Source organism: Sorangium sp. So ce296 (assembly GCF_051529605.1).
Lineage (GTDB): Bacteria > Myxococcota_A > Polyangia > Polyangiales > Polyangiaceae > Sorangium > Sorangium cellulosum_D.
In genome coordinates this window covers 4,760,018-4,786,692 of the sequence record NZ_CP150325.1, presented here as the reverse complement: position 1 = coordinate 4,786,692, position 26,675 = coordinate 4,760,018, and the positions used below count along the sequence as shown (strand labels likewise).

General features: G+C 71.4%; 20 protein-coding genes and 1 pseudogene. 9 read left to right on the top strand and 12 right to left on the bottom strand.

What is annotated here, in order from left to right; translation table 11 throughout:
* Positions 1 to 50 precede the first annotated feature (50 nt).
* Positions 51 to 5,603 (top strand): AAA family ATPase, encoded by a 5,553-nt coding sequence (locus WME98_RS18065; protein WP_437952412.1) that lies wholly within the window; start codon positions 51 to 53, stop codon positions 5,601 to 5,603.
* 39 nt (positions 5,604 to 5,642) lie between these two features.
* On the opposite strand, the gene WME98_RS18060 is transcribed toward WME98_RS18065, so the two are convergent.
* On the bottom strand, positions 5,643 to 6,413 hold the full coding sequence (locus WME98_RS18060; protein ID WP_437952411.1) for an FAD-dependent monooxygenase: 771 nt from the start codon (positions 6,411 to 6,413) through the stop codon (positions 5,643 to 5,645).
* A gap of 113 nt (positions 6,414 to 6,526) precedes the next feature.
* Positions 6,527 to 6,799: pseudogene (locus WME98_RS18055) on the bottom strand (FAD-dependent monooxygenase); the annotation flags it as partial.
* Between the two features lie 44 nt (positions 6,800 to 6,843).
* Between WME98_RS18055 and WME98_RS18050 the strand changes: the two are divergent.
* On the top strand, positions 6,844 to 7,290 hold the full coding sequence (locus WME98_RS18050) for a TetR-like C-terminal domain-containing protein (RefSeq protein WP_437954002.1): 447 nt from the start codon (positions 6,844 to 6,846) through the stop codon (positions 7,288 to 7,290).
* A gap of 147 nt (positions 7,291 to 7,437) precedes the next feature.
* Entirely contained in the window at positions 7,438 to 7,809 is a 372-nt protein-coding gene (locus WME98_RS18045) for a nuclear transport factor 2 family protein (protein WP_437954001.1), read from the top strand.
* On the opposite strand, the gene WME98_RS18040 is transcribed toward WME98_RS18045, so the two are convergent.
* Positions 7,794 to 8,543, bottom strand: a complete 750-nt coding sequence (locus WME98_RS18040; protein WP_187345819.1) for an SDR family NAD(P)-dependent oxidoreductase — start codon at positions 8,541 to 8,543, stop codon at positions 7,794 to 7,796. The genes WME98_RS18045 and WME98_RS18040 overlap by 16 nt on opposite strands.
* Before the next feature lie 431 nt (positions 8,544 to 8,974).
* On the opposite strand from WME98_RS18040, the gene WME98_RS18035 reads away from it, so the two are divergent.
* Positions 8,975 to 9,430 carry a hypothetical protein gene (locus WME98_RS18035; RefSeq protein WP_437954000.1) on the top strand — a complete coding sequence of 152 codons (456 nt, stop codon included), beginning with the start codon at positions 8,975 to 8,977 and terminating at the stop codon, positions 9,428 to 9,430.
* Here the strand turns inward: WME98_RS18035 and WME98_RS18030 are convergent.
* The 4 genes from WME98_RS18030 to WME98_RS18015 form a co-directional block, all read right to left on the bottom strand.
* Positions 9,342 to 10,253: an MBL fold metallo-hydrolase gene (locus WME98_RS18030; RefSeq protein WP_437952410.1), complete on the bottom strand. Its 912-nt coding sequence runs from the start codon at positions 10,251 to 10,253 to the stop codon at positions 9,342 to 9,344. The two genes, WME98_RS18035 and WME98_RS18030, sit on opposite strands and share 89 nt — an antisense overlap.
* A 34-nt stretch (positions 10,254 to 10,287) precedes the next feature.
* Positions 10,288 to 10,890 (bottom strand): hypothetical protein, encoded by a 603-nt coding sequence (locus tag WME98_RS18025; protein WP_437952409.1) that lies wholly within the window; start codon positions 10,888 to 10,890, stop codon positions 10,288 to 10,290.
* A gap of 223 nt (positions 10,891 to 11,113) precedes the next feature.
* A complete protein-coding gene (locus tag WME98_RS18020) occupies positions 11,114 to 12,133 on the bottom strand; it encodes an NAD-dependent epimerase/dehydratase family protein (RefSeq protein ID WP_437952408.1) in 1,020 nt (339 codons plus the stop codon).
* An 84-nt stretch (positions 12,134 to 12,217) separates the two neighbouring features.
* Complete coding sequence (locus WME98_RS18015) at positions 12,218 to 12,766, bottom strand: TetR/AcrR family transcriptional regulator (protein WP_437952407.1); 549 nt, start codon at positions 12,764 to 12,766, stop codon at positions 12,218 to 12,220.
* A 617-nt stretch (positions 12,767 to 13,383) separates the two neighbouring features.
* On the opposite strand from WME98_RS18015, the gene WME98_RS18010 reads away from it, so the two are divergent.
* Entirely contained in the window at positions 13,384 to 13,629 is a 246-nt protein-coding gene (locus WME98_RS18010; RefSeq protein WP_437952406.1) for a hypothetical protein, read from the top strand.
* Between the two features lie 51 nt (positions 13,630 to 13,680).
* On the opposite strand, the gene WME98_RS18005 is transcribed toward WME98_RS18010, so the two are convergent.
* The 3 genes from WME98_RS18005 to WME98_RS17995 all read right to left on the bottom strand — a co-directional run bounded on the left by WME98_RS18005 (position 13,681) and on the right by WME98_RS17995 (position 18,248).
* A complete protein-coding gene (locus WME98_RS18005) occupies positions 13,681 to 14,073 on the bottom strand; it encodes a four-helix bundle copper-binding protein (protein ID WP_437952405.1) in 393 nt (130 codons plus the stop codon).
* A 363-nt stretch (positions 14,074 to 14,436) separates the two neighbouring features.
* Entirely contained in the window at positions 14,437 to 16,755 is a 2,319-nt protein-coding gene (locus WME98_RS18000; RefSeq protein WP_437952404.1) for a heavy metal translocating P-type ATPase, read from the bottom strand.
* A 200-nt stretch (positions 16,756 to 16,955) separates the two neighbouring features.
* Entirely contained in the window at positions 16,956 to 18,248 is a 1,293-nt protein-coding gene (locus WME98_RS17995) for a hypothetical protein (protein ID WP_437952403.1), read from the bottom strand.
* A gap of 226 nt (positions 18,249 to 18,474) precedes the next feature.
* Between WME98_RS17995 and WME98_RS17990 the strand changes: the two genes are divergently transcribed.
* Positions 18,475 to 19,194 (top strand): hypothetical protein, encoded by a 720-nt coding sequence (locus WME98_RS17990; RefSeq protein WP_437952402.1) that lies wholly within the window; start codon positions 18,475 to 18,477, stop codon positions 19,192 to 19,194.
* Positions 19,195 to 19,233: 39 nt separating this feature from the next.
* Entirely contained in the window at positions 19,234 to 21,144 is a 1,911-nt protein-coding gene (locus tag WME98_RS17985; RefSeq protein WP_437952401.1) for an Ig-like domain-containing protein, read from the top strand.
* A gap of 53 nt (positions 21,145 to 21,197) precedes the next feature.
* Here WME98_RS17985 and WME98_RS17980 read toward each other — a convergent pair whose 3' ends face one another.
* Positions 21,198 to 22,565, bottom strand: coding sequence for a hypothetical protein (locus tag WME98_RS17980; RefSeq protein ID WP_437952400.1), 1,368 nt, complete (start codon positions 22,563 to 22,565; stop codon positions 21,198 to 21,200).
* A 2-nt stretch (positions 22,566 to 22,567) separates the two neighbouring features.
* Positions 22,568 to 23,095 (bottom strand): hypothetical protein, encoded by a 528-nt coding sequence (locus tag WME98_RS17975; RefSeq protein ID WP_437952399.1) that lies wholly within the window; start codon positions 23,093 to 23,095, stop codon positions 22,568 to 22,570.
* A gap of 67 nt (positions 23,096 to 23,162) precedes the next feature.
* Between WME98_RS17975 and WME98_RS17970 the strand changes: the two genes are divergently transcribed.
* On the top strand, positions 23,163 to 25,823 hold the full coding sequence (locus WME98_RS17970) for a TonB family protein (protein WP_437952398.1): 2,661 nt from the start codon (positions 23,163 to 23,165) through the stop codon (positions 25,821 to 25,823).
* Positions 25,807 to 26,640 carry a hypothetical protein gene (locus tag WME98_RS17965; RefSeq protein ID WP_437952397.1) on the top strand — a complete coding sequence of 278 codons (834 nt, stop codon included), beginning with the start codon at positions 25,807 to 25,809 and terminating at the stop codon, positions 26,638 to 26,640. The genes WME98_RS17970 and WME98_RS17965 overlap by 17 nt, the downstream gene beginning before the upstream one ends.
* The last annotated feature ends 35 nt before the right edge of the window (positions 26,641 to 26,675 follow it).

The window sequence follows — 26,675 nt, the reverse complement described above, 5'->3', positions numbered from 1 at the left end:
TTGGCTGGTCGCAGCGCGTCGCCTCAACGGGCGAGCGAGCAAGGTTTGCGATGATCGTCGAGAGAGGCTACCTGCTCCGCGAGAAGATCGAGGAAACCGCCGATTTCACCCTGTACCGCGCATGCCGCGAAGGCGACAGCGTCCCGGTCTTGCTGAAAGTCCTGCGCGCGGAGAGATCGACCGGCGCCGAGGTCGCGCGCTTCAAGCACCAGTACGAGCGCGTCGCGCGCCTCGCCTCGCCCCGCCTCGTCGCGCTGCGCGGCGTCGAGGCGCTCGCCGGCTCCTTGATCGTCGTCCTCGAGGACTTCCCGGGCCGCGATCTCGCGCGGATCCTCGCCGCGCGCCCGTCGCGCAGGATGCCGGTCGGCGAGGCGCTCGATCTCGCGGCCGCGCTCGCGGAAGGTCTCGCGGCGGTGCACGCGGCCGGGCTCGTCCACCGCGATCTGCGCCCGCAGAACGTGCTCGTCGGCACGCGCGGCGCGGTCAAGATCAATGGCTTCGGCGTCGACGCCGAGATCACCCGCGCGCACGAACGGCTCTACGCGCCGGCGGTCATCGCCGACGTGCTGCCCTACGTCTCCCCCGAGCAGACAGGACGCATGAACCGCGGCGTCGACTACCGGACCGACCTCTACGCGCTCGGCGTCATCCTGTACCAGATGCTCACGGGTCAGCGCCCCTTCGAGGCCCTGGACCCGATGGAGCTCATTCACGCGCACCTCGCCCTCGCGCCCGCGCCGCCGTCCCGCGTCGATCCGACCATCCCCGAGGCCGTTTCCGACGTCGTGCTCAAGCTGCTCGCGAAGAACGCCGAGGAGCGTTACCAGAGCGCCGAGGGCCTGCTCGCCGACCTCGAGCGCTGCCGCGAGGCCCTGCGCGGCACGGGGACGATCGAGCCCTTCGTCGCGGGCCAGCGCGATCGTCAGGACCTCTTCCGGATCCACCAGAAGCTCTACGGCCGCGAGCAGGACATCGAGGCGCTCACCGCCGCGTTCGAGCGCACGCTCGAGGGCAGCCGTGAGATCGTCATCGTCTCCGGCTACTCGGGGATCGGGAAGTCCTCGCTCGTGCACGAGATCTTGAAGCCGCTCGCGCAACAGAAGGGCTATTTCACGAGCGGCAAATACGACCAATACAACCGCGGCGCCCCCTACAGCGCGGTGATCCAGGCGTTCGACGGCCTCGTGCGGCAGATCCTCACCGAGAGCGATGCGCGCATCCTCCGCTTTCGGAGCGCGCTCCTCGAGGCGCTCGGGCCGAACGCGCAGGTCGTCTGCGACGTCATCCCGTCGCTCTCCCACGTGATCGGCCCGCAGCCGCCCGTCCCGTCGCTCGGCCCGATCGAGGCGCAAAACCGCCTGAACCGGTGCTTCTTGCTGTTCGTCTCGGTGTGCGCGCGGCGCGCGCACCCGCTCGTGTTGTTCCTCGACGATCTTCAGTGGATCGACCCCGCGAGCCTCGTGCTGCTCCGCGCGCTGCTCGCCGACGACTCGCTCGATGCGCTCCTCTTCTGCGGCGCTTACCGTGACAACGAGGTATCGCCCGGGCACCCGTTCGTCCTGGCGATCGAGGAGCTCAAGCAAGCCGGGCTCGTCGTGCGCAACATCGTCCTCGCCCCGCTCGCGCGCCCGCACCTGATCGAGATGCTCTCGGATAGCCTCAAGCGCAGCGACTGTGGGCCGCTCGCCGATGCGGTGCAGAAGAAGACCGGCGGCAACCCGTTCTTCGTCAAGGAGTTCGTCCGGTCGCTGCACGACCACGGCGTCCTCGCGTACGCAGCCGGATCAGGCTGGCGCTGGGACCTCGCCGCGATCGACGCGCTCCGGTACACGGACAACGTCGCAGACCTCATGGTGCGCACCATCGCGCGCCTGCCGCCGGCGACGGTGAAGGCGCTCAACCTCGCCGCGGCGATCGGCAACCGGTTCGACCTCGACGTGCTCGCCGCGGTGAACGAGTGCTCGCCGGATGACGCGTACGCCCGCCTCGATCTCGCCGTGAGCGAGGGGCTCGTGATCGCGGGGCGCGGCGGCTACCGCTTCGCCCATGACAAGGTCCAGGAGGGCGCCTACGCGATGATCCCGGAGGTGGACCGACCCGCCTTCCACCTCCGGATCGGCCGGCTGCTCGCGGGCAAGCTAGACCTCTCGGAGAGCCAGAGCCTCTTCGACGTCGTCGGCCACCTGAACAGCGCAGGCGACCTCGTGTCGGACCCCGCGGAGCGCCTGCACCTCGCCCGCATGAGCCTCGAGGCCGCATGCCGCGCCGAGGACTCGGCCGCCTTCGGCGCCGCGCTGCGCTACCTCGAGCTCGGCCTCCTGCGCCTTCCGGAGGACGCCTGGGCGTCACAGTACCCGCTCCGCCTCGAGTACGCGAAGAGGACCGCCCTGATGCTCTCGCTCTGCGGCCGGCATGACGACGCCCTCGCGATCCTCACCGATGGCCTGGAGCGGGCCGCGAGCCGGCTCGACCGCACCGAGGTGCTGCGGCTCAAGATGAACGTGCAGGTGCTCAAGAACGACCTGCCAGCCGCGCTCGCGGAGGGGCTCGAGGCCCTGCGCCCGTTCGGGATCCACCTGCCTCCCTTCCCGGACGACGTCATGCTCGACGCCCAGGTGCGGGCGACGATGGATCTCGTCCGGGAGAGGACGATCGAGGCGCTGCCAGGCCTGCCGCCGCTCGCGGACCCGGAGATCCTCGCCATGCAGGACGTGCTCCAGGAGCTCTTTCTCCCCTGCTATTTCCTGGCCACGAACAACCTCGGCATCACGGTCGCACAGATCCTCGAGAACACGCTGCGCCACGGGCTCTCGAAGAACTCGATCTTCGGCTGCATGAACTTCGGGATGCTCCTCTGCGCCCGCGGCGACATCGCGCTCGGCTACCGCTTCGGCCGCGCCGCCGTCGACCTCGCGGACCGCTACACGGACAAGAATTCCGAGGCGATGCTCCGCAATATGTGGGGCGCCTTCGTGCAGCACTGGCGAGAGGGCTACGCCACCTGCAAGGCGTCGCTGGTCGCGGGGATGCACGCCGGGCTCGAAACGGGCCAGTACATCTGGTCGTTCTACAACACGGTCAATGGCATCACGAACAGCCTCCTGCGCGGCCTCCCGATCTCCGACCTCCTCGCCGAGGCGCAGAGCTACCAGCCGATGCGCAAGCTCGACGAGTTCAATGCCATCACCTGGGCGGTCGGCGCGGTCGGACAGATCGCGCACCAGCTCTCGGTCGAGACCGAGCGCCCCGCCACGCTCAAGGGGGCGTGGGTCGATATCGACGAGGTGATCGAGGAGTCCCGCCGCATCGACAACCAGGCCTCGTTCTTCTTCGCCCACTTCTACATCGTCGTCCTCTGCGTCTTCCAGGGGGCGTTCGAGGAAGCGGCGCGCGCTGCGCTCTTGCCGAACATCGAAATCCCGGCCGTGGCGGCCTGGCATGGCAACCCCGCGTTCCATTGCTACGCAGGCATCGCGTTCACGCAGGCGGCGGACGTCGTCTCCCCGGAGGAGCGCGCGCTCTTCCTCGCCCGCGCCGAGGTCTCCGCCGAAAAACTCTCGCGCTGGGCGGAGCTCTGCCCGGAGAACCTGGCGCACCGCCGCGCCCTCCTCCTCGCCGAGCTCGAGCGCGCCCGCGGCGACGCGCGCGCCGCCGGGGACCGCTACGACGAGGCGATCGCGCTCGCGCAGCGCGGCGGCTATCTCCACGACGAGGCGCTCGGCAACGAGCTCGCGGGCCTCTGCTTCCGCGCGCTCGGCAAGGAGACCATCGCCGGCGCCTACCTGACCAAGGCGCACAGGGCGTACGGCCGCTGGGGCGCGACGGAGGCGATGCGGCGCCTCGAGCGCGCGTACCCCGACCTCGTCCCGGGCGAGAGCCTCCGCGGCGGGAGGAGCCCGCAGGCCGGCGCCGCGCTCGACGTCGGCTCGGTGCTCAAAGCCTCCCAGGCCATCTCGGGCGAGATCGTCCTCGACCGCCTGCTCGACGCGCTCATGCGCATCATGGTCGAGAACGCCGGCGCGCGGCGCGGCGTCCTCCTGCTCCTGCGTGACGGACGGCTCGTCGTCGAGGCCGAGCACCACATCCGGGATGCGTCGGTCCACGTGCTCGGCGCGGCGCCCCTCGAGGGCCGCAAGGACCTGCCGGCCAGCGTCATCACGTACGTGGCGCGGACGCGCGAGACCGTCCTGCTCGGCGACCTCGCGATCGACGGGCCGTTCGGGCGCGACCCCTGCTTCGCCGGCGGTGCGCCGCGCTCCTCGCTCGCCGCGCCCATCGTCTACAAGGGCCGCCTCGCCGGCGTGATCTACCTCGAAAACGACCTCACCCGCTCTGCCTTCACCCCCGATCGCGTCGAGGTGATCCGGCTCCTTTCGGCCCAGGCGGCCAGCTCCATCGAGAATGCGCGCCTCTATGCGGATCTGCAGCGGGAGAACGCGGAGCGGCGGCGCGCCGAGGAGGTGCTCCGCCATTCCTACTCGCTCCTCGAGGCCACGCTCGAATCGACGACGGACGGCATCCTCGTCGTCGACGACGAGCAGCACGTCGTGCGTCAGAATCACAGGTTCGCGGCGATGTGGCGCATCCCGGACGAGATCCTCTCCACCGGGTCGGACGCCACGTTCTGTACGTTCGTCTGCGACCAGGTCCTCGATCCCGAGGCGTTCCTGCGAAGGATCCGCGCTCTCTATGCCTCGCCCGAGGAGTCCAGCTTCGATACCATCCCGTTCGCGGACGGGCGCGTCTTCGAGCGTTATTCGCAGCCCCAGCGCCTCGGCGGGCGCGTGGTCGGGCGGGTCTGGAGCTTCCGCAACATCACCGCGCGCGTGCGCGCCGAGCAGCAGCGCGATCAGCTCCTCCTGGACGAGCGGCGGGCGCGCATGGCAGCGGAGGAGGCCGTGCGCCTGCGGGACGAGTTCCTTTCTATCGCCTCGCACGAGCTCCGCACCCCGCTCACCAGCCTGCAGCTCGCCATCCAATCGCTGGGGCAAAGGCTGGCGCGGGGCATGGACGTCGAGCGCGTGCGATCCGCGGTCGCCCTCTCTGGCCGTCAGGTCAAGCGCCTCACCAACTTCGTCGATATGCTCCTCGACGTCTCCCGGATCCAGGCGGGGAGGCTCGAGCTGTACATAGCGCCCGTCGAGCTGCGCGCGCTCGTGGACGAGGTCGTCGCCCTCCTCGGCCATCAGATCGCGCAGTCAGGCAGCGCGGTCGCCGTGCGCGCGGAGCAGCCGGTCATCGGCCGGTGGGACCCGCACCGCCTGGAGGAGGTCGTGACCAACCTCCTCACCAACGCGATCAAGTTCGGGGAACGCCAGCCGATCGACATCGCCATCACCCGGGAAGATCGGGTCGCGCGGCTCTCGGTGACGGACCGTGGGATCGGGATCCCGGCCGAAGTGCAGGCGCAGCTCTTCGAACGATTTCGCCGCGGCGTCTCATCGAAGCATTTCGGGGGGCTCGGGCTCGGCCTCTACATCACCCGCACCATCGTCGAGGCGCACGGCGGCCGGATCCGCGTGTCGAGCGAGGTCGGCCGGGGCTCGACCTTCTGCGTCGAGCTGCCGCTCTCGACCGAGCGCGCGGGGGATTCGTCGTCGTAGCTCCCTGTCGCACCCGTCGCAGACCCGCCGTCGCAACGCTCAGCTGAACGCGGCGAGATGCTCCGAGACTGCCGAGGCGTCGCCGGCGTCGGAGATCAGGGCGACGTAGCCGTCGGGGCGGATGAGCACGAGGGTGCGCTCCGTCGCGCCGTAGGCGTGGGCGAGATGGCCAGCGGTGTCGGCGACGTCGTCGGGGCCCGCCGGCTGTCCGACGACATGGAGCGTCCGCAGGCCGGAGGCTGAGGCGCCGATCGCAGGCGCGGGCCCGAAGCTCAGCAGCGTGAAGCGCCCGCCGCGCGTCAGCTCGAACAGCCGGCGTTCACCTTCCACCGTGGTCAGCTTCGTCGCATCGGGGGCGCGGTCGCCGGCGCGGAGCAGGGCCGTCTCGTCGCGGTCGTCGCGCACCAGGGAAGAGCCGCGGTAGTGGATGTCGAGCTGGGTGATGCTCGCATCGCGGCGGGTGGCGACGTCGTTCCGCTCGAGCACCTGCTGGAGGCGCGTGTTCGAGAGCGCGAGCACGCCGGCTGCGATCGGTCGCCGCTCGGCCTCGTAGCTGTCGAGCAATGCCGGCGAGGCGCCCTTCGCGACCGCCGCCAGCTTCCAGCCGAGGTTGTGCGCGTCCTGGATGCCTGTGTTCATTCCCTGGCCGCCGGCGGGCGCGTGGATGTGCGCCGCGTCGCCGGCGAGGAACACGCGACCCTCGCGATATCTGTCGACGAGGCGGACGTTCGCGCGCCACAGCGACGACCACGTCGGCTCGTGGAGCCGGAGGTCGGTGCGGCCGCTCCGCCGCACGAGGATCGCCCGCATGTTGGCGAGGCTGAGCTCGGGGTCCTGTCGCGGCGCGACGGCGGCCCCGAATCCTCGGTGCGCCATTGGGGCGTGATCAGGCTCGCCGGATAGGGGATGTCGGAGCGACCCTTCAACGTCTCGGGGATGGCGCCGCCCAGCGTCACCCGGCCGTCGGGAGCCGTGGAGAGGATCGGCATCGCCATCCGGCCGTGGGCGATCACGCGATCGACGATGCCGAGATCGTCGAAGACCTCGAGCGTGCGCGGCTGGATGCCCTTGCCGCGCGAGCCGGGCCGCGGGCCGGGGGCGGCCTCGATCAGGCGGAAGGACACGCCGCTGCGGGCGAGCTCGCAGGCCAGCGTCAGCCCGGTCGGGCCGGCGCCGACGATCAGCGCTGCGCACATCTCGGGATCCGTCATCGTCCGTCTCCAGTTGAAGAGAGCGATGGATCTCTTATCAGCACCGCCGAGACGCCAACCCGGTCGCGGTCCCCGACACCGGCGCCCTGCGCAGCGACCTGCTCGCCCACCTGACGGCCCTGAGCGACGCCCTCGCCGGCTTCTTCGCCATCGCCGCAGCCGCCGCCTTCTCGGGGTTGCTGGCCGGCACCGGCCTGACCCCCTGGCAGATGCGCGACAAGGTCATGGACACCCAGAAGCCGCGTGTCCGCATCCTCTACCAACGCGCCCACGACCGCGGTGAGGTCAACCTCGAGCGCATTCCCTCCGCCGTGCTCGCCCTGCCATACGACCTCGTGCGACACGACCTGCTCATGGATCTCAAGCCGCTGAAGCCCGCACGCATCCAGTCCATCGTGGACGAGCTCTTCCTGCCCCTCGTACAGAGCTTTGGAGCGCGCGAAGGCAACGCAGCACGTCGCGTTCGGCGTCGATGACGTACCGGTGGACTGGTCCCGGAGGGCACCCGGTTGGGCCACACCGGAGCGGCCTTCGCCGGCGAAACAGGCGGAAGCTATGAAAATCGCTACTGGTCCCGGCCGCCGCTCGTCATCGACCGGTTTCTCTGGCGGGACGATTCCGCGGTGACGAACCGTCGCGATACGTCGGATGCCCCGGGATTTTGGTCCGGTCGACATCGCGAGGACCACGCAAGTGGATCCGCGTCTGCTCGACAGTACGTGCGCGCCTTCGAGGAGGCGAACCTGGATGCCCTGGTCGCGTTGTTCCACGAAGACATGCGCACCACCATGCCGCCGGCGCCAACCTGGGTCTCCGGGCGCGCCGCCAACGAGCGCTTCTACCGGCTGATGTTCGGCAGCATCGAACGAACCGTCTCAGGGGCCAGCTCACGATCTGCGCGAGCATGCGCTCCTCGGGAACGACGTCGCGGCGAGGTGCCGGCAGCGCGCCTGGATCTTCCGAGGCGCGCTGCCCCGGGTCACACTGCGGTGTAGCCGCCGTCCACGGTCAGCTGCGTGCCGGTCATGTACGACGACCAGTCGGACAGCAGGAAGACCGCCGGTCGAGCGATCTCGTCTGCGTGCGCGTACCGCTTCATCAGCGTGGCCGCGCCGAAGGCGTCGAGCACCTGCTCGCCGCTTTGCATATGATCCCAGATCTCGGTCTCCACCGGGCCGGGCAGGATGGCGTTGACGCGAATCTTGTCCGCCGCGTAGTCGATGGCCGCAGACTTGGTGAGGCCGAGGATCGCGTGCTTGGTCGCGGCATAGACGCCGAACCCGGGCGCAGAGACCGTGGAGGCGATCGAGCCGCAGTTGACGATCGAGCCGCCGCCGCCCTTCTTCATGACAGGCACTTGATACCTCATGCACAGATAGATGCTGTGCAGGTTGACCTGCATGAGAGCGAGGTAATCGGCGACCGGCACGTCCGCGAGCGGCCCGAGCGCGGTGGCGATACCGGCGTTGTTGAAGACGCTGTCCAGCCGCCCATGGGCCTCCACGGTGCGCTCGATCAGAGCCTGGATGTCCGCCTCGACGGTGACGTCGGTGCGGACGAACAGCGCGTTTCCACCCTCCACCTTGATGCGGGCCACGAGCGCGTCGCCCATCTCCTGGCGTCGCGCGGCCAGCACCACCTTGGCGCCGGCCCGCGCCGCCGCGATCGCTGTCGCGGCCCCGATTCCCGATGTGGCCCCGGTGATCAAAACCACTTTATTACTGAGCATGGCAATCTCAACTCCGTGTAATAAGTATTGGAATGGATCGAAAGACTGGCTGTCTCCAGCTGACGGGACGACGGCGAAAAGGAGCGGCCCGAGGGACCGCCGGTGCTCGTCGCGACGTTCGCGGCGCCGCGGGCTCGCCTTGACGAGGCCGAGGTCGTCCAAGCGTTCGCGCTGGCGTGCCACCGAGGATAGCCCGCGCGAAACCATTCCGTCCTGTCGATAATTTTCCGCCAGCGACCGGCAGTTGGCATAACGTACAAGAAATACGGATCCACTGATCCGCGTATAAATACCAACAGATCCAACGAGTTCACTCGGATGTGTAATATTGTCTACGTTACGCTGGCGACGCCGTCAGACTTCAGCACTGCTCGATTCTATTTGGTGAGGGCGGGAACGGCAAGAGCGCGGGGATCAACCTCGTGAGGGCGATGTTTCCGCCGGAAGCGCTCGCGAGCCTTCCGCCGCAACGGTGGACGGAGCGATTTGCGCTGTCTGCGCCAGAAGGGAAACTGGCTAACTTCGTGTCGAAAACGCCCAGCGGAGAGCGCCTCGAGGGTGGAGCGTTCACGGCGGTGGTGACCCGCGATCCGGTGATGGCGGAGAGGAAGCACCGTGAGGGTGAGCTCGCAGTAGATCTCCTGAAGGACGTGGAGATCCTCGCTCCGCCGGGCATCGATCGCGGACGATGCAAACAGGGGCGGGACGTGTGCCCACGGCACGCCGGTGCGCCCCGTAGCGCGCGCGGCGCCGCCCGTTCGCGAGCGCGTAGGAGCGACCTCCCTCCGGCGCTCGATCCTAGCGGCCGAGCAAGATCCGTTGCTCTCCCGGCGCGAGGATGTGGACCTTCCCAGGCGCGATCCGCCGGGCCGCCGTCACGCGCTTGAGCTCGGAGACCGCCTGGCCGGGCTCGTCCGAGGAGTTGATGAACGTGTCGAAATGGATCGGCACCATCCATTTCGCGCCCAACTCTTCGCAGGCCTCTAGCGCCTCTGCCGGGTCCACGTGGCGCGAGTGCATGAAATCGCGCGGCCCGATCGGCGCGATCGGCATCAGCGCGAGATCGATCGCGGGGAACCGCGCCCGCGTCTCCGTGAACACCTTGCGATCGTAAGCGGTGTCCCCGCCGAAGTAGACGGTGACCCCATGATATTCCACGACGTACCCCGTGAATCCACCCCAGCCGAGGGCGATGTCGACTCCGTAGCGGCCTCCCCCGTGCTTCACCGGGACGGCGGTGATCCGCAGCCCGTCGTGCTCCCAGCGCTGCCACGTGGAGAGCTCGATCGTGTCGAACGCGAAATCGGGCACGTAGGGGAGGGCGCCGCGGGGGACAAAGAGCACCGGTGTCTTCTCCTCGATCATCTCGAGCGAGCCGAGCGACAGGTGATCGAAGTGCGTGTGCGAGACCAGCACCGCCGAGAGGGGCGGCACGTGCTCCGGGTCCAGGCCCGGCTCGACGAGCCGCGCGGAGAGGAGGCCCACGGTCGAGGTGAAGACCGGATCCGTGAGGATCTGCTTGTCGTCGATCTGGACGAGCGCCGTCGCGTGGCCGACCCAGAGGACGGCCAGGCGCGCGTCTTTGCGGTAGGGCTCTCGCACCTTGTTGGCGACGGGCGCCGGGCCGCCGAACAGCGCGCCCGTGTTGCCTGACAGGACGCGCCCCGGCATGCTGTTGCAGGACAGCGCCGAGGCGGCGAGGAGCGCCATGAGAGCGGTGGAGCTTGCTGCGCGGAGCATGGGGTCAGAAGTACCTGAGGTTGAGCGTCAACGTGGTCCCGCGCAGCGCGCGCGTCGGAGAGTAGGCGACCTGCACGCCGATGACACCGAAGAGCGTGTAGAGGCCGGCCTCGTACGCCGCCGCGACCTCGCCGCCGAGCGTGAAGGCGGAGCCGCCGAGCGAGCAGGAAAGGTACTCTCCGCGGTGGAGCAGGGGGAAGTAGGCGCGCACACCGCCAGTCAGCTGCACGTGATCTTCGATGCCGGCGCCGGAGAAGAGGTATTCGGGCGTGACATGGATCTCGAGCGCTCCGGCATGCCGCGCGAGCGGCTCGGCGAGGAGGCTGCGCCAGGGGGACAGCCTCCGATTTCTGCCGAAGGAGTAGAGCAGGGGGGTGAGCTGCCAGCGCAGGCCGAAGCGCGTGTCGTCGGCGTAGAGGTGCCAGGTGGGGCTCGGAATGAGCTGCAACGCGGCCCAGGCGAGGTCGGGGCTTATCCCCGCCTCGGCGAGGCTCTGCGTCTCCGCGGCGCGGGCGGGGGAGCCCCAGGCGAGCGCGCCTGCCAGCGCGGCGCCGGCGAGCGAGCGCCGGAGCGCTGTCGCGGGGCCGCCGCGCGCAATGCAGGGCAACCGAGCGCCCGCAGCCGCCCGCAGCCGCGCGCAGGCGCTTGCCGAGCATCGCGAGGATGGCGAGGGCGCGACGTTGCCCGAAGCGAGCGCGGTGGCATTCTCCTCGGCGCGATGGCAGCTCGCTCTCGCCACCGTGCGCCCTCTTGCCTTTTCCATCTTCTCTCTTCTTCTCTGCCAGCCGCTGTCACCCTCACGGAGAACCAGTACAGGCACCGACCGCGCCTCAATGCGCGAGCGCGGGGCTCACGCCGCTCCGCCGAACGGCGCTGCCATGGGCCCGGAGCGCGGCGAGGCCTTCCGCGCGGCTCCGCACGGCGCGGTAGCCAATCTCCTTCTTCGCCCGAGCAGACGAGAGGTGAAGCGTTTGCCCGAGGAGCCGCACGTCCTCGAGGGTGAGCGGTGGGCGCCGTCGCGGCGCGAACCACCCGAAGAGGTTGGTGAGGAGCCACCCGAACAGCACCGCCAGGGGGAGGGGTACGGACCAGGCCTTCGCGTCCACGCCGCGCGTCGCCATGAGCTCCGTCAAGAAGGTGCGCATCGGCGTGACCTCGTCGTCGGTCACGAAATACGCGCGTCCGCCGACGTCACTGCGCACTGCGCAGCTCACCGCTTCGGCGACATTGTCGACGTGGGCGACGCTGTAGAGGTGTTTGCCCCCGCCGACGTAGGCGAAGCGCCCGGCGCGGAAGGCCTCCGCGATGATGTCGAGGGTCGGCGCGTCCGGGCCCCAGATCATCGGTGGGCGGAGGCTCACGGTGCGCATCGCGGGGCTGTCTGCCTCGAGCACCATCGCCTCGGCGAGCGCTTTCGTCGCGCTGTACGGCAAGGAGCGGTCGACCCTGGGCGGCAGAGCGTCCTCGTCCCCTTCGCTCGGCCGAGAGCCCTCGATGACAACCGACGCAGCCCCGAGGTAGATGAAGCGGCGGACGCCGGCCGCGCGCGCCGCTGCGAGCAAGCCGCCGGTGCCCTCGACGTTGGTGCGGGCGTGCTCGCCCCAGCGCAGGGCCGAGGTGAGGGACGCGGCCGCGTGCACCACGACCGCGGCGCCCGTGCAGCCCTCGGTGAGCGCGGCGGCGTCGTGGAGGTCGCCGCGGACGGGCTCGGCGCCGAGAGCGGCGAGCTTGGCAGCGCTGGCGGCGCTTCGCGCGAGGGCACGGACGCGGTACTCACGCGCGATGAGCGCACGGACGATGGCGCGGCCCACGAAGCCGCTGCCTCCGGTGACGAACACGGTCTCTGCCATGACGAATCTCTCCTGTTCGGGCCCGCTCCGGCGCGCCCTCCAGGATCATCTATAGCATCGCTACACGGATTGTCTATAGCGGCGCTACATTTGGTCGGCGATGGCTTGGAACACCGCGTCGAGCGCCCCGGCCGAGGTGGCGCGGCTCGGTGGTGCGCCGGAAGGGCTCGCGACGATGCTGAGCGCGAGGCCCTGGACGACGGCCCAGACGTGCTCGGCAGCGCGCTCGATCGGCACGCGCAGGGCGCCCGCCCTGGCGCAACGCTCGAGGCGGTGCCGCATCAGGGCGTAGCTCGGCTCGAATATCGACGGCTGCTCGATGCCGCGCGCCATCAACGCGGCCGTGACGGAGGGGTGGGCCTGCACGAATTCGAGCACGTGCTCGCAGCCCGTGCGGAGATCCGCGACGGGGTCGTCTGTCGGCGTGAGCGCCCGTTTCTTCGCCATGAACTTCTCGAGCGCGACGGCGTGGACCGCAGCCACGAGCCCGTCCCGGTTGCCGAAGTGGTGGTAGAGGGTCGGCATCGTCACGCCGGCCTCCTCGCACACCCGCCGCGTCGTGAGCGCCGCTGGGCCTTCGCTCTCGAGTACCCGGTACGCTACGGCGAGCAACTTGTCCTTGACGTCGGCCATCGCCGTCAGGCTAGCACAGCTAGCCTCTGGCAGCTCCTCGCGACCCGGAGGCAGCCCGACGGCGCGCGGAGAGAAAGCGGGCGATGTTCCTTGGCTCGGTCACCAGGGCGACGAGCTTCATCCGTCCCTTGCAAGCTGGGCACTCGAGGACATCGATCGCACATGTGCGGCGCAAGAGCTCGGCGCGGAGTGCTGGGGACGCAGGCACGATCCCGAAGCAGGCGGCAGCGCTTCGAAGGGCCGGGCAGCAGGGCGGCGAGCGAAGGAGAATCCTTCGGCGCTGCGTCGCCAGGCCAGTCGCCGACCCCGATCGGTGATGCCGCGGGCCCTTCACCGCGGGCGATGCGGCGGAAGAGGGCGCCGCGTTGGGCCACACCGGAGCCGCCCTCGGCGGTGAAGCAGGCGGAAACTACGAAAATCGCTGCTGTTTCCAGCGACCAGTCGCTATCGACCGGTTTCTCTGGCGGGATTTCCGACCCGCGGTGCTGGGCCGCTGACGCTCGCGCCGCTCACGACTCCCCCTCGCCGGCCGCCGGCTGTCCGCCTCCCGGCTCGGACGCCTCCTCCAGTCCGATGTGACGCTCGCCGCTGCCCGTGAGCGCCGCGCCGCTCCTCCCTTGCGCCGCGCCGCGCCGGAGCGGCGCAGGCAGAGCGCGTTCCCCGGCCGCCTCCTCGCCGTCCTCCTCATCGCGGGAGGCTCGGTCCTCGTGAACGCATGCAGCAACTCCTCGTCGGACGATCACGGCGAGCACCGCGCAGCGGGCGGCGGCGAGGCGGCCTCGGCGCCGTGCACCATCGAGGCGCAGCAGCGGGAGATCGAGCAGATGAGGGCGTGGCGAGCGGAATGGTATCCGGAAGAGTAGCGGCCGCGCTCGCCTCCCGAGATACCGGCCCCCGGCGGCGCGACGGCTCGCTCAGGGGACGCTGTGGTGTCCGCCGGCCGCCCCGCCCGGCCGCATCTGCGCGACCTGCTGGCACGCGGCGGCGCAGCGGCGGCACTCGTCGGCGCAGGCCTTCATCTGCGCGTCGCCCGTGAACCGGTCACAGCTCTGAGCGCAGAGCTCGCAGATGCTCGCGCACGCGGCCGTGACCTGGTTGTGCTGCGGCGAGCTGCGCAGCAGCATCGTCCCGGTCGTCTCGCAGATCTCGGCGCAATCCTGCATGAGCCGCAGGTGCGAAGGCTCCACGTGGGAGCCGCCCATCTGGAGGCAGTGCTGGATCGTCTGGACGCAGATCGACTGGCAGCTCTGGGCATGGGTGGCCGTGTCCACGAAAGCCTTGCTCGACGTGATTCCCTTGTGGGTCATGTGTCCCTCCTTGATTCCAATGATGCTTCTCGACGATTCGTGATCTCATGTCGTGCGCGCTTGACATGAGCCCGGCTGCCGAGTCGACAGGCTTGTCGAGCTGGCCAGATCCCTCATGTCGGACTGGCCAGATTTTTCATGTCGGAGCGCTCCGTAACCGCGGCTCGGAAGGAGGCTGAACGAGCCTACGATGTCGCGACTGCTCTCGTGTCATCCTGCTCGCCCACGCGGTGAGCGGCGCACTGGCCGCTGCTCGGAGCGGGCCTGGGCGGACGGGATTCGACAGGGACGATGGATTCGATGTGACCTGTACGGGTACATGCGCCCGACCGAGCGACCAGGCCGCCCGGTCGAGCGCGGAGGTCAGCCCGCGCGCCCGAACCGCCGCAGCCGCAGGGAGCTGAGGAGCACCGAGACGCTCGACAGGCTCATGGCCGCGCTCGCGAGGACCGGCGACAGGAGCCAGCCGGTCAGCGGGTACAGCGCGCCGGCCGCGATCGGGATGCCGACCACGTTGTAGACGAACGCCCAGAAGAGGTTCTGGCGGATGGTCCGCAGCGTCGCGCGCGCGAGCCCCAGCGCGGTGGGCAGCGCCGCGATGCCGCCGCGCAGCAGCGCGACGTCGGCCGCGGCGACCGCGATGTCGGTGCCGCTCGCGACCGCGATCCCCACGTGGGCGCCGGCGAGGGCCGGCGCGTCGTTGATGCCGTCGCCGACCATCGCGACGACGCGCCCGCGCTCCCGCTCCTCGCGCACGACGCGGGCCTTGTCCTCGGGGCGGACCTCGGCGAGCACCTCGTCGATCCCGAGCTCTCGCGCCGCCGCGCGCGCGGTCGCCCCGCGGTCGCCGGTCACCATCGCGACCCGCACGCCGAGCCGGTGCAGCGCGGCGACGGCCTCCTTGGCCTCGGGGGTCGGCAGGTCGGCGACCGCGACGAGGCCGGCGAGGCGGCCGTCGACGGCGACGAACGACGGGGTGTTCCCGTGCCGGGCGAGGCCCTCGGCGAGCTCCTCGAGCGGCGCGGCGTCGATCCCGAGCTCGGCGAGGTACCGCGCCGTGCCGATGCGCACCTCCCGCCCCTCGACGCGGGCGACCACGCCGCGGCCGGCGTCGGCGCGGAAGGCCGCGGGCGCCGCGAGCGGGAGGCCCCGGGCGCGCGCGCCCTCGACGAGCGCCTTCGCGACCGGGTGCTCGCTGCCGAGCTCCGCCGACCCGACGAGGCGCAGGAGCTCGTCCTCCGGGACGTCCGCCAGCGCCTTCACCGCGGCGAGCTGCGGCCGCCCGGCGGTGAGCGTGCCCGTCTTGTCCACGAGGACGGTGTCGACGCGGCTCGCCGCCTCGAGCGCCGCGCCGCCCTTCACGAGCACGCCGAGCTCGGCGCCGCGGCCGGTGCCCACGGCCACGGCGGCGGGCGTCGCGAGGCCCAGGGCGCAGGGGCAGGCGATCACGAGGACGGCGACGAACCGCTCGACCGCGGCGGCGAGCCCCGCCGCGCTCGGATCCGCCGCGACCCAGGCGACGAACGCGAGCGCGGCGATGCCGAGGACCACCGGGACGAAGATGCCGCTCACGGTGTCGGCGAGGCGCGCGACGGGCGCCTTCGAGCCTTGCGCCTGCTCGACCGCCTCGACGATGCGGGCGAGCGCGGTGTCGGCGCCGGTCTTCGTGATCCGCACCGTGAGCTGCCCGCTCTGGTTCAGCGTGCCGCCGAACACGGCCGCGCCGGCGCTCTTGTCGATGGGGAGGCTCTCGCCCGTGAGCATCGACTCGTCGACCGCCGAGGCGCCCGAGACGACCTCGCCGTCGCTCGGCATCCGCTCTCCCGGACGGACGCGGACGAGATCGCCGGGCGAGAGCGCCGCGGCCGGGATCTCCTCTTCCCGATCGCCGCGCAGGCGCCGCGCCGTCTTCGGCTGGAGCGCGACGAGCCCGCGCACCGCGTCGGTGAGCCGCTTGCGGGCGCGCGTCTCGAGGAGCTTGCCGAGCAGGACGAAGGTGATGATGGCCCCGGCCGCCTCGAAGTAGACGTGCGGCCGCGCGCCGTGCTCGGCGTGGGGGAAGAGCTGCGGCGCGACGACCGCGATCGCCGAGTAGACCCACGCGGCGCCGGTCCCGAGGGCCACGAGGGTGTTCATGTCGGCCGCGCGGTGCCGGAGCGCGGCCCAGGCGAGCCGGAAGAACCTGCGCCCGGGGCCGACCATCACGGCGGTCGCGAGGGCGAGCTGGACGAGCCGGCCGCCCGCGCCGTCGGCGCCCGGGATGCGGCCGTGCGACATGCCGAGGGCGAGCAGCGGGACCGAGAGGGCGAGCGAGATCGCGAAGTCCCGGGAGAGGGCGCGCCGCTCGCCGTCGAGGCTCTCCTCGGCGGCGGCCGCCCGGCCGACCGGGGCGGCGGCGGCGCTGTCCGGCGGGGCGGCGCGCTCCGGGACGCTGTAGCCCGCGTCCTCGATGGCGGCGACGAGCGCCCTTTCGGACGCGGCGGCCGGGTCGAAGGTGACCGTGGCCGTGCGGGTCACGAGGTTGACCTTCGCGCCGCTGACGCCGCCCGTGGCGAGCAAGGCGCGCTCGATGCGCCGGACGCAGGCGGCGCAGGTCATGCCCTCGACGGGCAGGTCGATGCGGCGGACGGCGGCCCCATCGGTGTCGTGGGGGGCGGGAACGGAGACGGACGCGGTCGACATGATCACCTCTCTGTCGACCGGTGCAGACGCAGGAGCCCTCCGCGGATTACGTTCGCCACGGCGCTTTTCGTGTACAAGCGGCGGGGCCTGACGCGCTACGGGCGGCGAGCGGCACGCGGCACCCGTGCCGTAGCTGCGCGACTCCGCTCGGCCCGGCGGCGGGCCGAGCTGTCGCCTGGAGGCCTGCCGCCTGAAACGGCTCAATCCGCGTGATAGATGACGCGTTCCCAGTCGGGAGGCGAGTAGTTCAGGTCGTTGTCCCCGCAGCGGTAGCCCACGTCGAGCGATCCATCGACCGTATGCCAGCACATCCGCTGATGCGGGGCGGACTCCCCTTCCGCGTCATCGCATAACATCCGCGTCACCGGCTCTCCTGCCGGTGCGAAGCCCCAGGAGGAGCGCTCGTCGAAGTACCACCCTACGCCGTTCTGCTCGTGAACGCACCCTGCCGCGTCACCGCACGGCCACAGCACGTCGGCCCGCGGCGCCATCGCGAGCAGCGCGAAGCTCTCCGCGCCCACCGGGCGGCAGGCGAGGAGCAGCTTCCGCTTGCTGCAGCGGGCGAGGATCTCCGAGAGCGCTGGCCCGCCCTCCGCGAACTGGTTGCTGAAGCACTGGGTCCAGCCGCTCAAGGACGAGGCCAGGACGCCCTCCTGCACGCCCGACCGCCAGAACGGGCAGTCCCCGTCGTCCGTGTCGCTGCACCCGGATGGACAGCAGCCATCGCCCGTCATGCAGGCCGCGATCGTGCTGGCCGGCGTACCGCAGAGGCCATCCTGGCACGTCGTGCCCGCCGTGCATCCGTCGCCGTCGTCGCAGGCACCCCCCTCGTTGGCCGGCGTGACGACACAGGTCCGAGCGGCCTCATCGCAGCTGCTCACCGTGCAGCCGTCGTCCGGCGCGCCGCATCGGTTCGGAGCGCTGACGCAGGCGCCGCCGCTGCACACGTCGCCCACGGTGCAGAACCTGGAGTCGTCGCACGGAGTCCCGTCCGGAGCGAAGACCGACTCCACGACGCATTGCCCAGCGCGGCAGACGCTCGCTCCGCAGGTGTTTTCGAGGTCGCAGGCCGCGTTCTCGTTGATGGGGTCAACGGCGCAGCCGGCTGCCGGATCGCAGCGCCCCACCGCACACTCCGAGTCGAGCGCGCTGCAGTCGCGAGGGGTGCCCTGACCGCACGCGCCGCCCGCGCAGACCTCTCCTTCGGTGCAGGCGTCGCCGTCGTCGCACGGCGTGCCCTCGCTGTCCGGGTCGGGGCGGATCACGCAGGCCCCGTCCACGCACGCAGCTGCGTCGCAGGAACCGGCGGCGGGAGGGCAGTCGCCCGCCGTCACGCATTTGCCGCCGGCGCTGCCCGTCGAGGTCGCGCCGCCCGAGCCGCCGGCGCCATCCATCCGTCCACCGGTCCCCAGGCCACCTGAGCCGCCCGCGCCTCCCTGGCCGCCGCCTCCGGCTGCGCCACCCCCGGAGCCGCAGGCGGCGGTCAGCAGCATCGACAGCAGAACCGAGACACAAGGGATGCTCCGCATCGGCGGCGGACCCTCTCACGAGCGGCGGCGGCGCGCAAGCACAAACCGCAATCTGATTGCAATTGCATCGCGGTGGCTCTAGCATGGCGTCCATGCTTGGACTGCGAGCGCATGAGCACGGGCCCGGGGCCTGTGGTCGATGGCAGCGGCGCGGCGACGGGCGCCCGCGCCCCAGCAGGGAGATGCGAGGATGAAGCGGCTCGTCGTGGCAGCCCTGACGGCGGCGGGGGCGACCGGGGGCTGGCTGTTGCTCCGGACAGAGCGGCCTGCAGAACGTCCACCTGCGGAGGTCAAGGAGGAGGCTCGTCCCGAGCGGGCGCGCCCGCAGCGCCCGCGCGTGGCGCGCCGTGACTTGCCGGATCCCGCCGAAATCGAGGCGGCGTCGGCGGCGGCGTTGGCGCGGGGAGACGAGCGGCGGGTCGCGGGGAAGCGGCTCCCTCTCCAGCCGGCCGCCGAAGAGCCGGAAGGCGCGGGGGAGCCCGAGGGTGACGGCGACCCGCGCTCGGAGGCCGAGAAGCTTCGCCGGCCCATCATCCAGGCGATCCGTGGCGAACACGCGAGCCCCGTCGCCCGGCGCGAGGCGATGCTCGAGGCGCTCGAGGACTCCGGAGAGGACCGCGGGCGCTGGACGACCGCGGCTCCGGAGATCTTCGCCTTCTGGCAGCGCGCGATGCCGGACGACGCCGGCGCCGTGCTGGACCCGGAAGCCTCACGCTGCTTCCGGGCCGGCTGCGAGGTCGACGTGCGCTTCGCCGATGAAGCTGCCTACGAGAGGGCGGCCGCGGCCCTGCGCCACCTCAAAGAGGATGTGCCTGGGCACGGGGGTCGCGTGCAGACGCCGCCGGAGCGCCTGCCGAGCGGCGAGGTCCAGGCGACCTGGATCCTCCTCCGGCCCGAGCGCACGGACTGACGCCCTCGGCACGCAGCCCGAGGGAGACGAGGTGCCGACATGAGAATCAGATGGAAGAGAGGCCGACGAGAGATGCTCGGCGCCGCGGCGCTCACCTGCGCCCTCGCGCTCGGCGCGTGCGCTCCTGAGGCATCCACGCCAACCGAGCGGCCCGGCGGCGCAGGCGGCGAGGGCAGCGGCGGCGGTGGCGGTGGCGGGGGAGAGGCCGTCGACCAGGTACGTCCGACGGTGGTGTCGATCTCTCCCGAAGACGGCGCGACCGGCGTGGCGCCGCACGAGCCGATCGTCATCGCCTTTTCCGAGCCGATGAACGAAGCGCTCGGCACCGTCCGCATCGAGCCGGGGGACGGGGTGCTCCGGTCCAACGCTGGCTCGTGGAGCGCCGACTGGACCACCCTCACCCTGGCGCCCTCCGCACCGTTGCCCTCCGGAGCGACGGTGACGCTCACGGTCGACGCGGACTTCGAGGACAGGGCCGGCAACGCGATGGACGCACCGTACACGGCCCGCTTCCGGACCAAGGATGTCGCCGCTCCCTACGTCGTCGCCGCGACGCCGACCGAGGGCGCCGCGCTGGTCCCGATCGCGACCGAGGAGATCACCATCACCTTCAGCGAGCCGATGGACCCCGCAGCGGGCGAGCTGGTCACGGGCGGCGATCTGGTCCTCGGCGAGAAGCGCTGGGACGAGCGCACGGTCCGTTACGCCGTGAGCGGGCTGGAAGACGACCGGGACTACACGTTCTCGCTGGAGGGCTTCCGCGACCTGGACGGTAACCCGCTCGACGGCGCCGTGTTCTTGGCGGACGGCAAGCTCGACTTCTCTACCGGAGCGGATTCGACGCCTCCCCACGTCGTGACCGCGGCGCCGGCGGAGGGGTCGAGCGATGCCGCAGTGCACCTGACAAGCGCGGTCGAGATCACGTTCAGCGAGCCGATGGACACTACGGCCGGCGAGGCGACGCTCACGGGCGACGCGCGCCTCGTCCCGCTCCCGATGGCATGGTCGCCGGATCGCCTGCGGCTCTCGCTCGACGTCGCTGGGCTCTTGCGCGACGGCGCGGCGTACAGCGTGCTGCTCGCAGGCCTGCTCGACCAGAATGGCAACCCGCTCGACCCGGCGCCGCACCTCGAGGACGGGGCGCTCGACTTCACGACAGGTCGAGACACGCTGAAGCCGCACGCGACTGCGTCGTACCCCGCCGAGGGAGATCAGAGGGTCTACCCGACGGAGATCTACGACAGCGACTCCGTCGTCTCCGAGCGCAAGCGCCTCCGCGTGACGTTCAGCGAGCCGATGGATTCTAGCGTGAGGCAGGCGAGGCTGATCAACACGACATCGGGCGCTGGCCGTGCGCTCTCGGGGACCTGGGCACCCGATGCGCTCTCGATCGAGCTCACCGTCCTCGCGTCGGACGGCGCCGATCACCCCCTCGACGAGGACGCGTTCTACGCGCTCGACCTCCGGACGCTCCGCGACGCAGCGGGCAACACGCTCGACACGAGCCATCCGTACCTGGGCAACGGAATCCTCAACTTCAGGACGATCGCGTCCGACGCCGGCCTCAACCACACGTGCCAGCACACGCTGTTCGGTCCGTTCGAGAGCGTGCGCGCGACCGCGGCGCCGGACGGCGCGCCATCGACCAGCGCCACCCACACGGAGTTCACGATCGACCTGCCCTCGAGCGGCGGAGAGCCCACGGGGTATACCCGCGTCAGCGTTCCGGGCGGCGGGACGCGCGTGTTCTACTTCAATCAGCTCGTGCCCTTCGAGCTGTACGACACGGCCGCGATGGCGGCGCTATCGCTGACCGTCCGTCCGGCGCCCGATGCATGCCCGGGGATCACCCACTACGCCGAGGCGGCGCTCGCCGCGGACGTCTGGCACCACGCGAGGTTCGGTCCGGTCTCCAGCCCGCCGCTCAAGATGGTGATCGAGCCCAGGTAGCTGCGCAGCCGGCGCGGCCGCGACGGAGGCGCCGGGCAGCGCCGGCCCACGCTTCAGTCGTGGGCCGCGCCGGGCGCGACGTTCACGTTCTTGACGTTCAGTCCCATCATGACGACCGCGCTGGGGGCGCCGCCGACCTGATAGCTGCGCGTGATCGTGAGGCTCCGCAGGCCGATCTCGTGCACCTCGCCGCCAGCGGGGTCCGTGACATAGGCGTAATCTGGGGCGAGCGCGAGGCCCGGTCGTACCGCGTCGTCGCACTGGAACGCGGGGACTGCCGCCGCGTGCGCCGTCACGGCTGCGCTGGCGAGGTCGAGCGCGTACACGTTCCCGTCCGCGGCGAGCGCGATGACCTGCTCGCCCCGGCCGGGCTCCAGCTCGAAGTGGCAGACCGGGGCGGGGAACTCGAACAGGCGCGCGGCGCCGTCCTCTGGCTCGATGGCGAGCAACGTGGACTCGCCGAAATCGCCGATCAGCGTGGTCCGCTCGACGTGCGACCTCAGCGTGAACGATCGCGCGTCCGCGCGGGGATAGGAGAGCTTCCGCGCCGTGGTCGTGCCGCCGTCTCGCCCGACCAGCAGCAGGCCGTCGTCGCAGGCGAAGGCAATTTCGCCCCCGATCGCGGTCTGGCCGTGCAGGCCCGGGCACGGCGAGGAGACGCCCTCGAGGACCTCGCCGTCCGCGCTCAGGACATTGAGCCCGAGCGGCAGGCCGCCTGGCTCATCCTCCGGCGGAAACGACACGAGGAACGTGTCACCGAGCGGCGCCGCGAGCCCGCGGTGCGGCTCCACCGGAGGGAGCGACAGGATCTCGGGCTCCTCGGCGTTGAGCGACGGCTCCTTGACCATCACGGCCTGCGCCGAGGCCTCACCCTGCCCGGCCCCGTCGAAGAAGATGGACAGCCACTCCTCGCGGGACACGAACGCGCCTGGGGACGCTCCTGGCAGCGAGAGGTCGAGGACCTTCGGAGGTGACTTGTAGATATGGATGTGATCCGTGTGATCCACGATGGCCACACCCGATCGGATGAACCGGACCTCCTCCGCGCCCACCGCGACCGCGTAGTCCCCGGACTCTGTCCCGTGAAGCGCCGCCGGGCCCCCGGCGTCGAGCTCCGCGATCACCTCCTCGTCCTCGATGTCGATGACGTGGAGGCTGCCGCTCCGGCCGTCGCCGACCAGCACGCGCGCCCGCCGCCAGGACGTGTGGCGCTCGGCTTCCGGCGCATCCGCCCGGCCACCCGCGCCCGCGCCCGCGCTCGTGCCCGGCTCGGCCTCGCTCGAGCACCCGAGCGCGGCGCCGAGAACGGTGATCGAGAGCGCGAGCCCCAGAGAAGTGCCGCTTTCACGCGCGAGCCCGCGACCGTGGCGCCGCCCGCTGGAGGGCCTGCGCGCCCCGTCTTGCCCCCTGTTCCTCCTCATCATCACATTCCTCCCATCTCCTCGATGATCACCAGGACCTCTGGTGCCTCGGCGGAGCCGAGGAGGAGCCGGTTCGGCGCCTTCCGGCGCAGGTCGAAGAACACGGCGCGCCCGAGCTCTGGGCACGCGTTCGCGGGCTGAACCGCCCGCGGGCACACCACCTCGCCCGCCGCGTCGAGCAGGGAGAGCGAGGTGTCCTGAGCGACGAAGAAGGCGAACGTCGCGTCGACCCGAGGCTCGAAAACGCTCGCTCCACCGTAGCCGTCCTGCCCACGCACCAGCGCCACCGTGTAGGCCGTGTGCACGTTGCGGAGCTCGTCGCCGGGAGATTCAGGATCGGCGGACGCCGCCACCGACTCGAATGGACCGTGCACCACGTGCATGCACGCATGATCGGCCGCCGCCTCGGTCAGCTCGGCGCTCTGCGGCGGCGGAGGGCAGCCCTCTGGCACCTCTTCCTCGGAGCACCCGGCCGCCGCGAGCGAGAGCAAGAGCCCGAGGCGGCCGCCTCGGGAAAGGAGAGACCTCATGGCGGCTCAAGTACCACGATCCGTTTTTATTTGCAATCGGTTTGCATTATTGTTATGCGCCGGTGCGTTGCTGAGACGTCCTGGGAGATTCGAGGCGAGGCGAGTTGGGGCGCTGCGGGGGCGCTCGCGTCTTGGTTGCGCCGGGGCGGCGCTCGCCCTGCTCGCCGCGGTGGTCCCGGCGCGCGGCGAGGTGTCGCCGCCGAGGGCGATGGAGGCGCCGGCGCCGGCGTGGCCGGGCGGCGCGCCCAGCCCGGAGGACGTGCTCGTGCCCATCGAGCTGACGGTGCGGGCCGACGGCACGGTCGAGGACGCGAGGGTCGAGACGAGCTTGGAGCCGCGCCTCGATGCGGCGGCGCTCGACGCGGTCAGGCGGTGGAGGTTCGAGCCGGCCGTTCGCGACGGCCGTCCGGTTGCGGCGAAGATCCGGGTTGCAGTCCGCTTCCAGGGCGAGGAGCAGCGCGTCGCCGCGCCGCCTTCCGGTGGCGCGCCGTCGCCGCCCGGGCCCGCCGCCGCGTCCACGCCCACCCCCGCGCCCCCCGCTTTGGCCTCGGCCTCCGCGCCGCCCGCCCCTGCCTCGGCGCCCGTACCCATGGAGGCGGCCCGCGAGGCGCCCGTGCGCTCTGCCGTGGAGGTCGTCGTCGCGGGAGCGCGTCGCCCCGCGCCTCCCGTAGCGGCCAGCGACTTCCGGGTCCACGTGGGGCAGCTCCGCGATGTCCCGCGGGGCTCCGCGGAGCAGATGCTCACGCTCGCGCCGGGGTTCTATCTCGAGAACCACTCCGGCGAGGGACACCCGTCGGCTGTCTTCCTGCGCGGGTTCAGCGCCGGCGAAGGGCAGGACATCGAGTTCGTGGCCGACGGCGTGCCGCTGAACGAGGTCTCCAACGCGCACGGACACGGCTATGCCGACTCGCTGTTCCTCATCCCCGAGCTCGTCCGGGAGCTCCGGATCGTCGAGGGGCCGTTCGATCCGCGCCAGGGCGACTTCGCGGTGGCCGGCACGGTCTCCTACGAGCTCGGGTTTGAGCCGCGGGGGGTGATCGCCGAGGCGGGTTACGGCTCGTTCAACACGCGCGAGCTGCTCGTGCTCTGGGGGCCGGCCGGGACGCCAGCGGGCACGTTCGCCGGCGTGCACGCCGAGCAGGGCGATGGCTTCGGGCCGAACCGGGCGCACGCGGCGGCGCGGTTCCTCGGACAGATCGAGCTCCGGCGCGACGAAGCGACCCGCGTGTTCGTGGCCGCCTCGGGCTACGTGACCCGGTTCGATAGCGCCGGCGTCATCCGGAAGGCCGACGTCGAGGCGCGAGCGCTCGACTGCCCCAAGGACGAGGACAGCCAGTTCTTCTGCCTGTACGACCCCAACCAGGGCGGCGCCGTGGGCCGGTTCGGCGCGTCGCTGCGGCGGGAGCACCGGGGAGAGTCGCACGCCGACACGGAACAGCTCTTCGCGACGGTGCGCAGGCTGCGAGCCCGCGAGAACCTGACCGGGTACATGACCGACGTCGGCGCGATCGGAGAGCCCCAGCGCGGCGACGGGACCGAGCAGATCTACCGAGGCGTCACGGTCGGCGCGCGCGGCAGCTACACCCGCTGGCTCGACTGGCTCTCGCACCGGCAGGAGGCGGAGATCGGCTTCTTCGCCCGGTACGACGACGGGGAGACCCGCCAGAGGCGGCTCCGGCGCGCCTCCGGCGTGCCGTACCGGGTCGACTTCGACAACGATTTCGGGATCGGCAACATCGCGGGCTACGTGGCCTTCCGGTTCAGGCCGTGGCGCCCGCTGGTGCTCCGGGGCGGCGTGCGGCTCGACACGTTCTTCTTCTCCGTCGAGGACCGGAACCGCCCGACGTCCGATCGAAGTGGCGAGCGCGAGCCGTCGGACATCGTCGAGGCGCTCGGCGTCGCGCTCGGGCCGCGGCTCTCGGCGGACGTGACGCTCGCGCCCGGCCTGAGCGTCGTGGCGAGCTACGGCGCGGGCAGCCGCTCCAGCGACGCGCAGGCGCTCTCCGACGGCGAGTTCGCCCCGTTCGCCCGGGTGCACGCCGCCGAGACCGGCCTCGTCTTCGAGCGCGGCCGCGGCGGCCCGCTCGAGCTCAGCGCGCGCGCCCTCGCCTATTACACCCGCGTCGAGCGCGACCTCGTGCTGGACGAGACGCGCGGGCGGAACGTGCTCGCGGGCGCGTCGAACCGGTTCGGCGCCCTCGCCACGGCGCGGCTCGTCTCCTCGGCCGGCGTCGACACCCAGGCGAGCCTCACCTATGCCGAGGCGTACCTGCCGCCCGCGGGCGCCTCCTGGTACGAGCTCACCGCCGGGCCGCGGATGCCTTACATCCCGCGATGGGTCGCGCGGCTCGACACCTCGGTGCGCCGGCAGGTCGCGCTCGCGGGGGAGCGGTTCCAGGCCGGCCTCGCGCTCGGCACTTCCTACGTGGCGCCGCGGCCGCTGCCGCTCGAGCAGCTCGGTCGCGAGACGCTCACCGTCGACGCCGCCGGTCGGCTGCGGTGGCGGAGGGTCGAGGTGGGGCTCGAGGTGACCAACGTGCTCGACCGCCGCAACCACGCTGCCGAGTTCAACTACGCCTCGAACTTCGCGAGCCCGGATGCACCGCTCTCGCGGCTGGCGGCGCGTCATTTCGCGGCGGCGCCGCCCAGGCAGCTCCTCGGGACGCTGCGGGTCTACCTCGACGCGCCGCCCGAGCCGGAGGAGACGAAGAATGCGACCGTACCCTGACCGCGCGCTCGGCCGCGCGGCGGCCCTGCTGCTGCTCACGCTCCTGCCCGCGTGCGAACTGCCGAGCGGCACCGGTGGGCGGGAGGTGCGCTTCACCCTGGAGCTCGCGACGGCGGCCGCTCCTTCCAGGTCCGCCGGCTCGTTCACGACGAGCACGGGCTGGGACGTGACCCTGGAGTCGGCGGTCATGGCGCTCGGACCGGTCTACCTCTACGAGAACCCGCCCCACCTCGTCGCGCGCGGCCCGGCCGGAGGGCTCTGGGACGCGCTCGTCCCGCCGGCGCACGCCCACACGGGCAGCGAACACTTCGATGGCGGCGAGGTGAAAGGGGAGTGGCTCGGCCAGATCGCGCTCGACGCGCTCGCCCCCGGCGTGCGGCTCGGCCACATCCCCGGCACGGCCGGCGGCGTCCGCTCGCTCTCGGTAGGGCTCCACCCTCCGCGCACCTCCATCGCAGGGGACGCAGGCCGGCTGGAGGGCCATCACGCCTACGTCGTCGGCGTGGCGACCCGCGGGGATCTCGAGATCCCGTTCGAGGGAGGGCTCGACATCGAGGCGGAGGGCAACAAGCGCGAGGTCGCCGGGATCCCTCTCACGGCCGAGCTCGATGACGGCGTGTCCGTGACCATCGAGCTGCACCTCGAGGCGTGGTTCGACGAGGCGCACTTTGATCGGCTCACCGAGAAGAGCCCTCGCGGACGGTTCCTGATCACCCGCTCGACCCAGGCGGGTACGGCGTGGTTCATCGGTGCGCGCGGCGCCGCGGCGTTCTCGGCCAAGGGGTCGCGAGCGGCGGATCAAGGAGAGAGCCTGTGACCGCCGCGCGGGCCCCGGTCTGCGTGAGCCCCGGC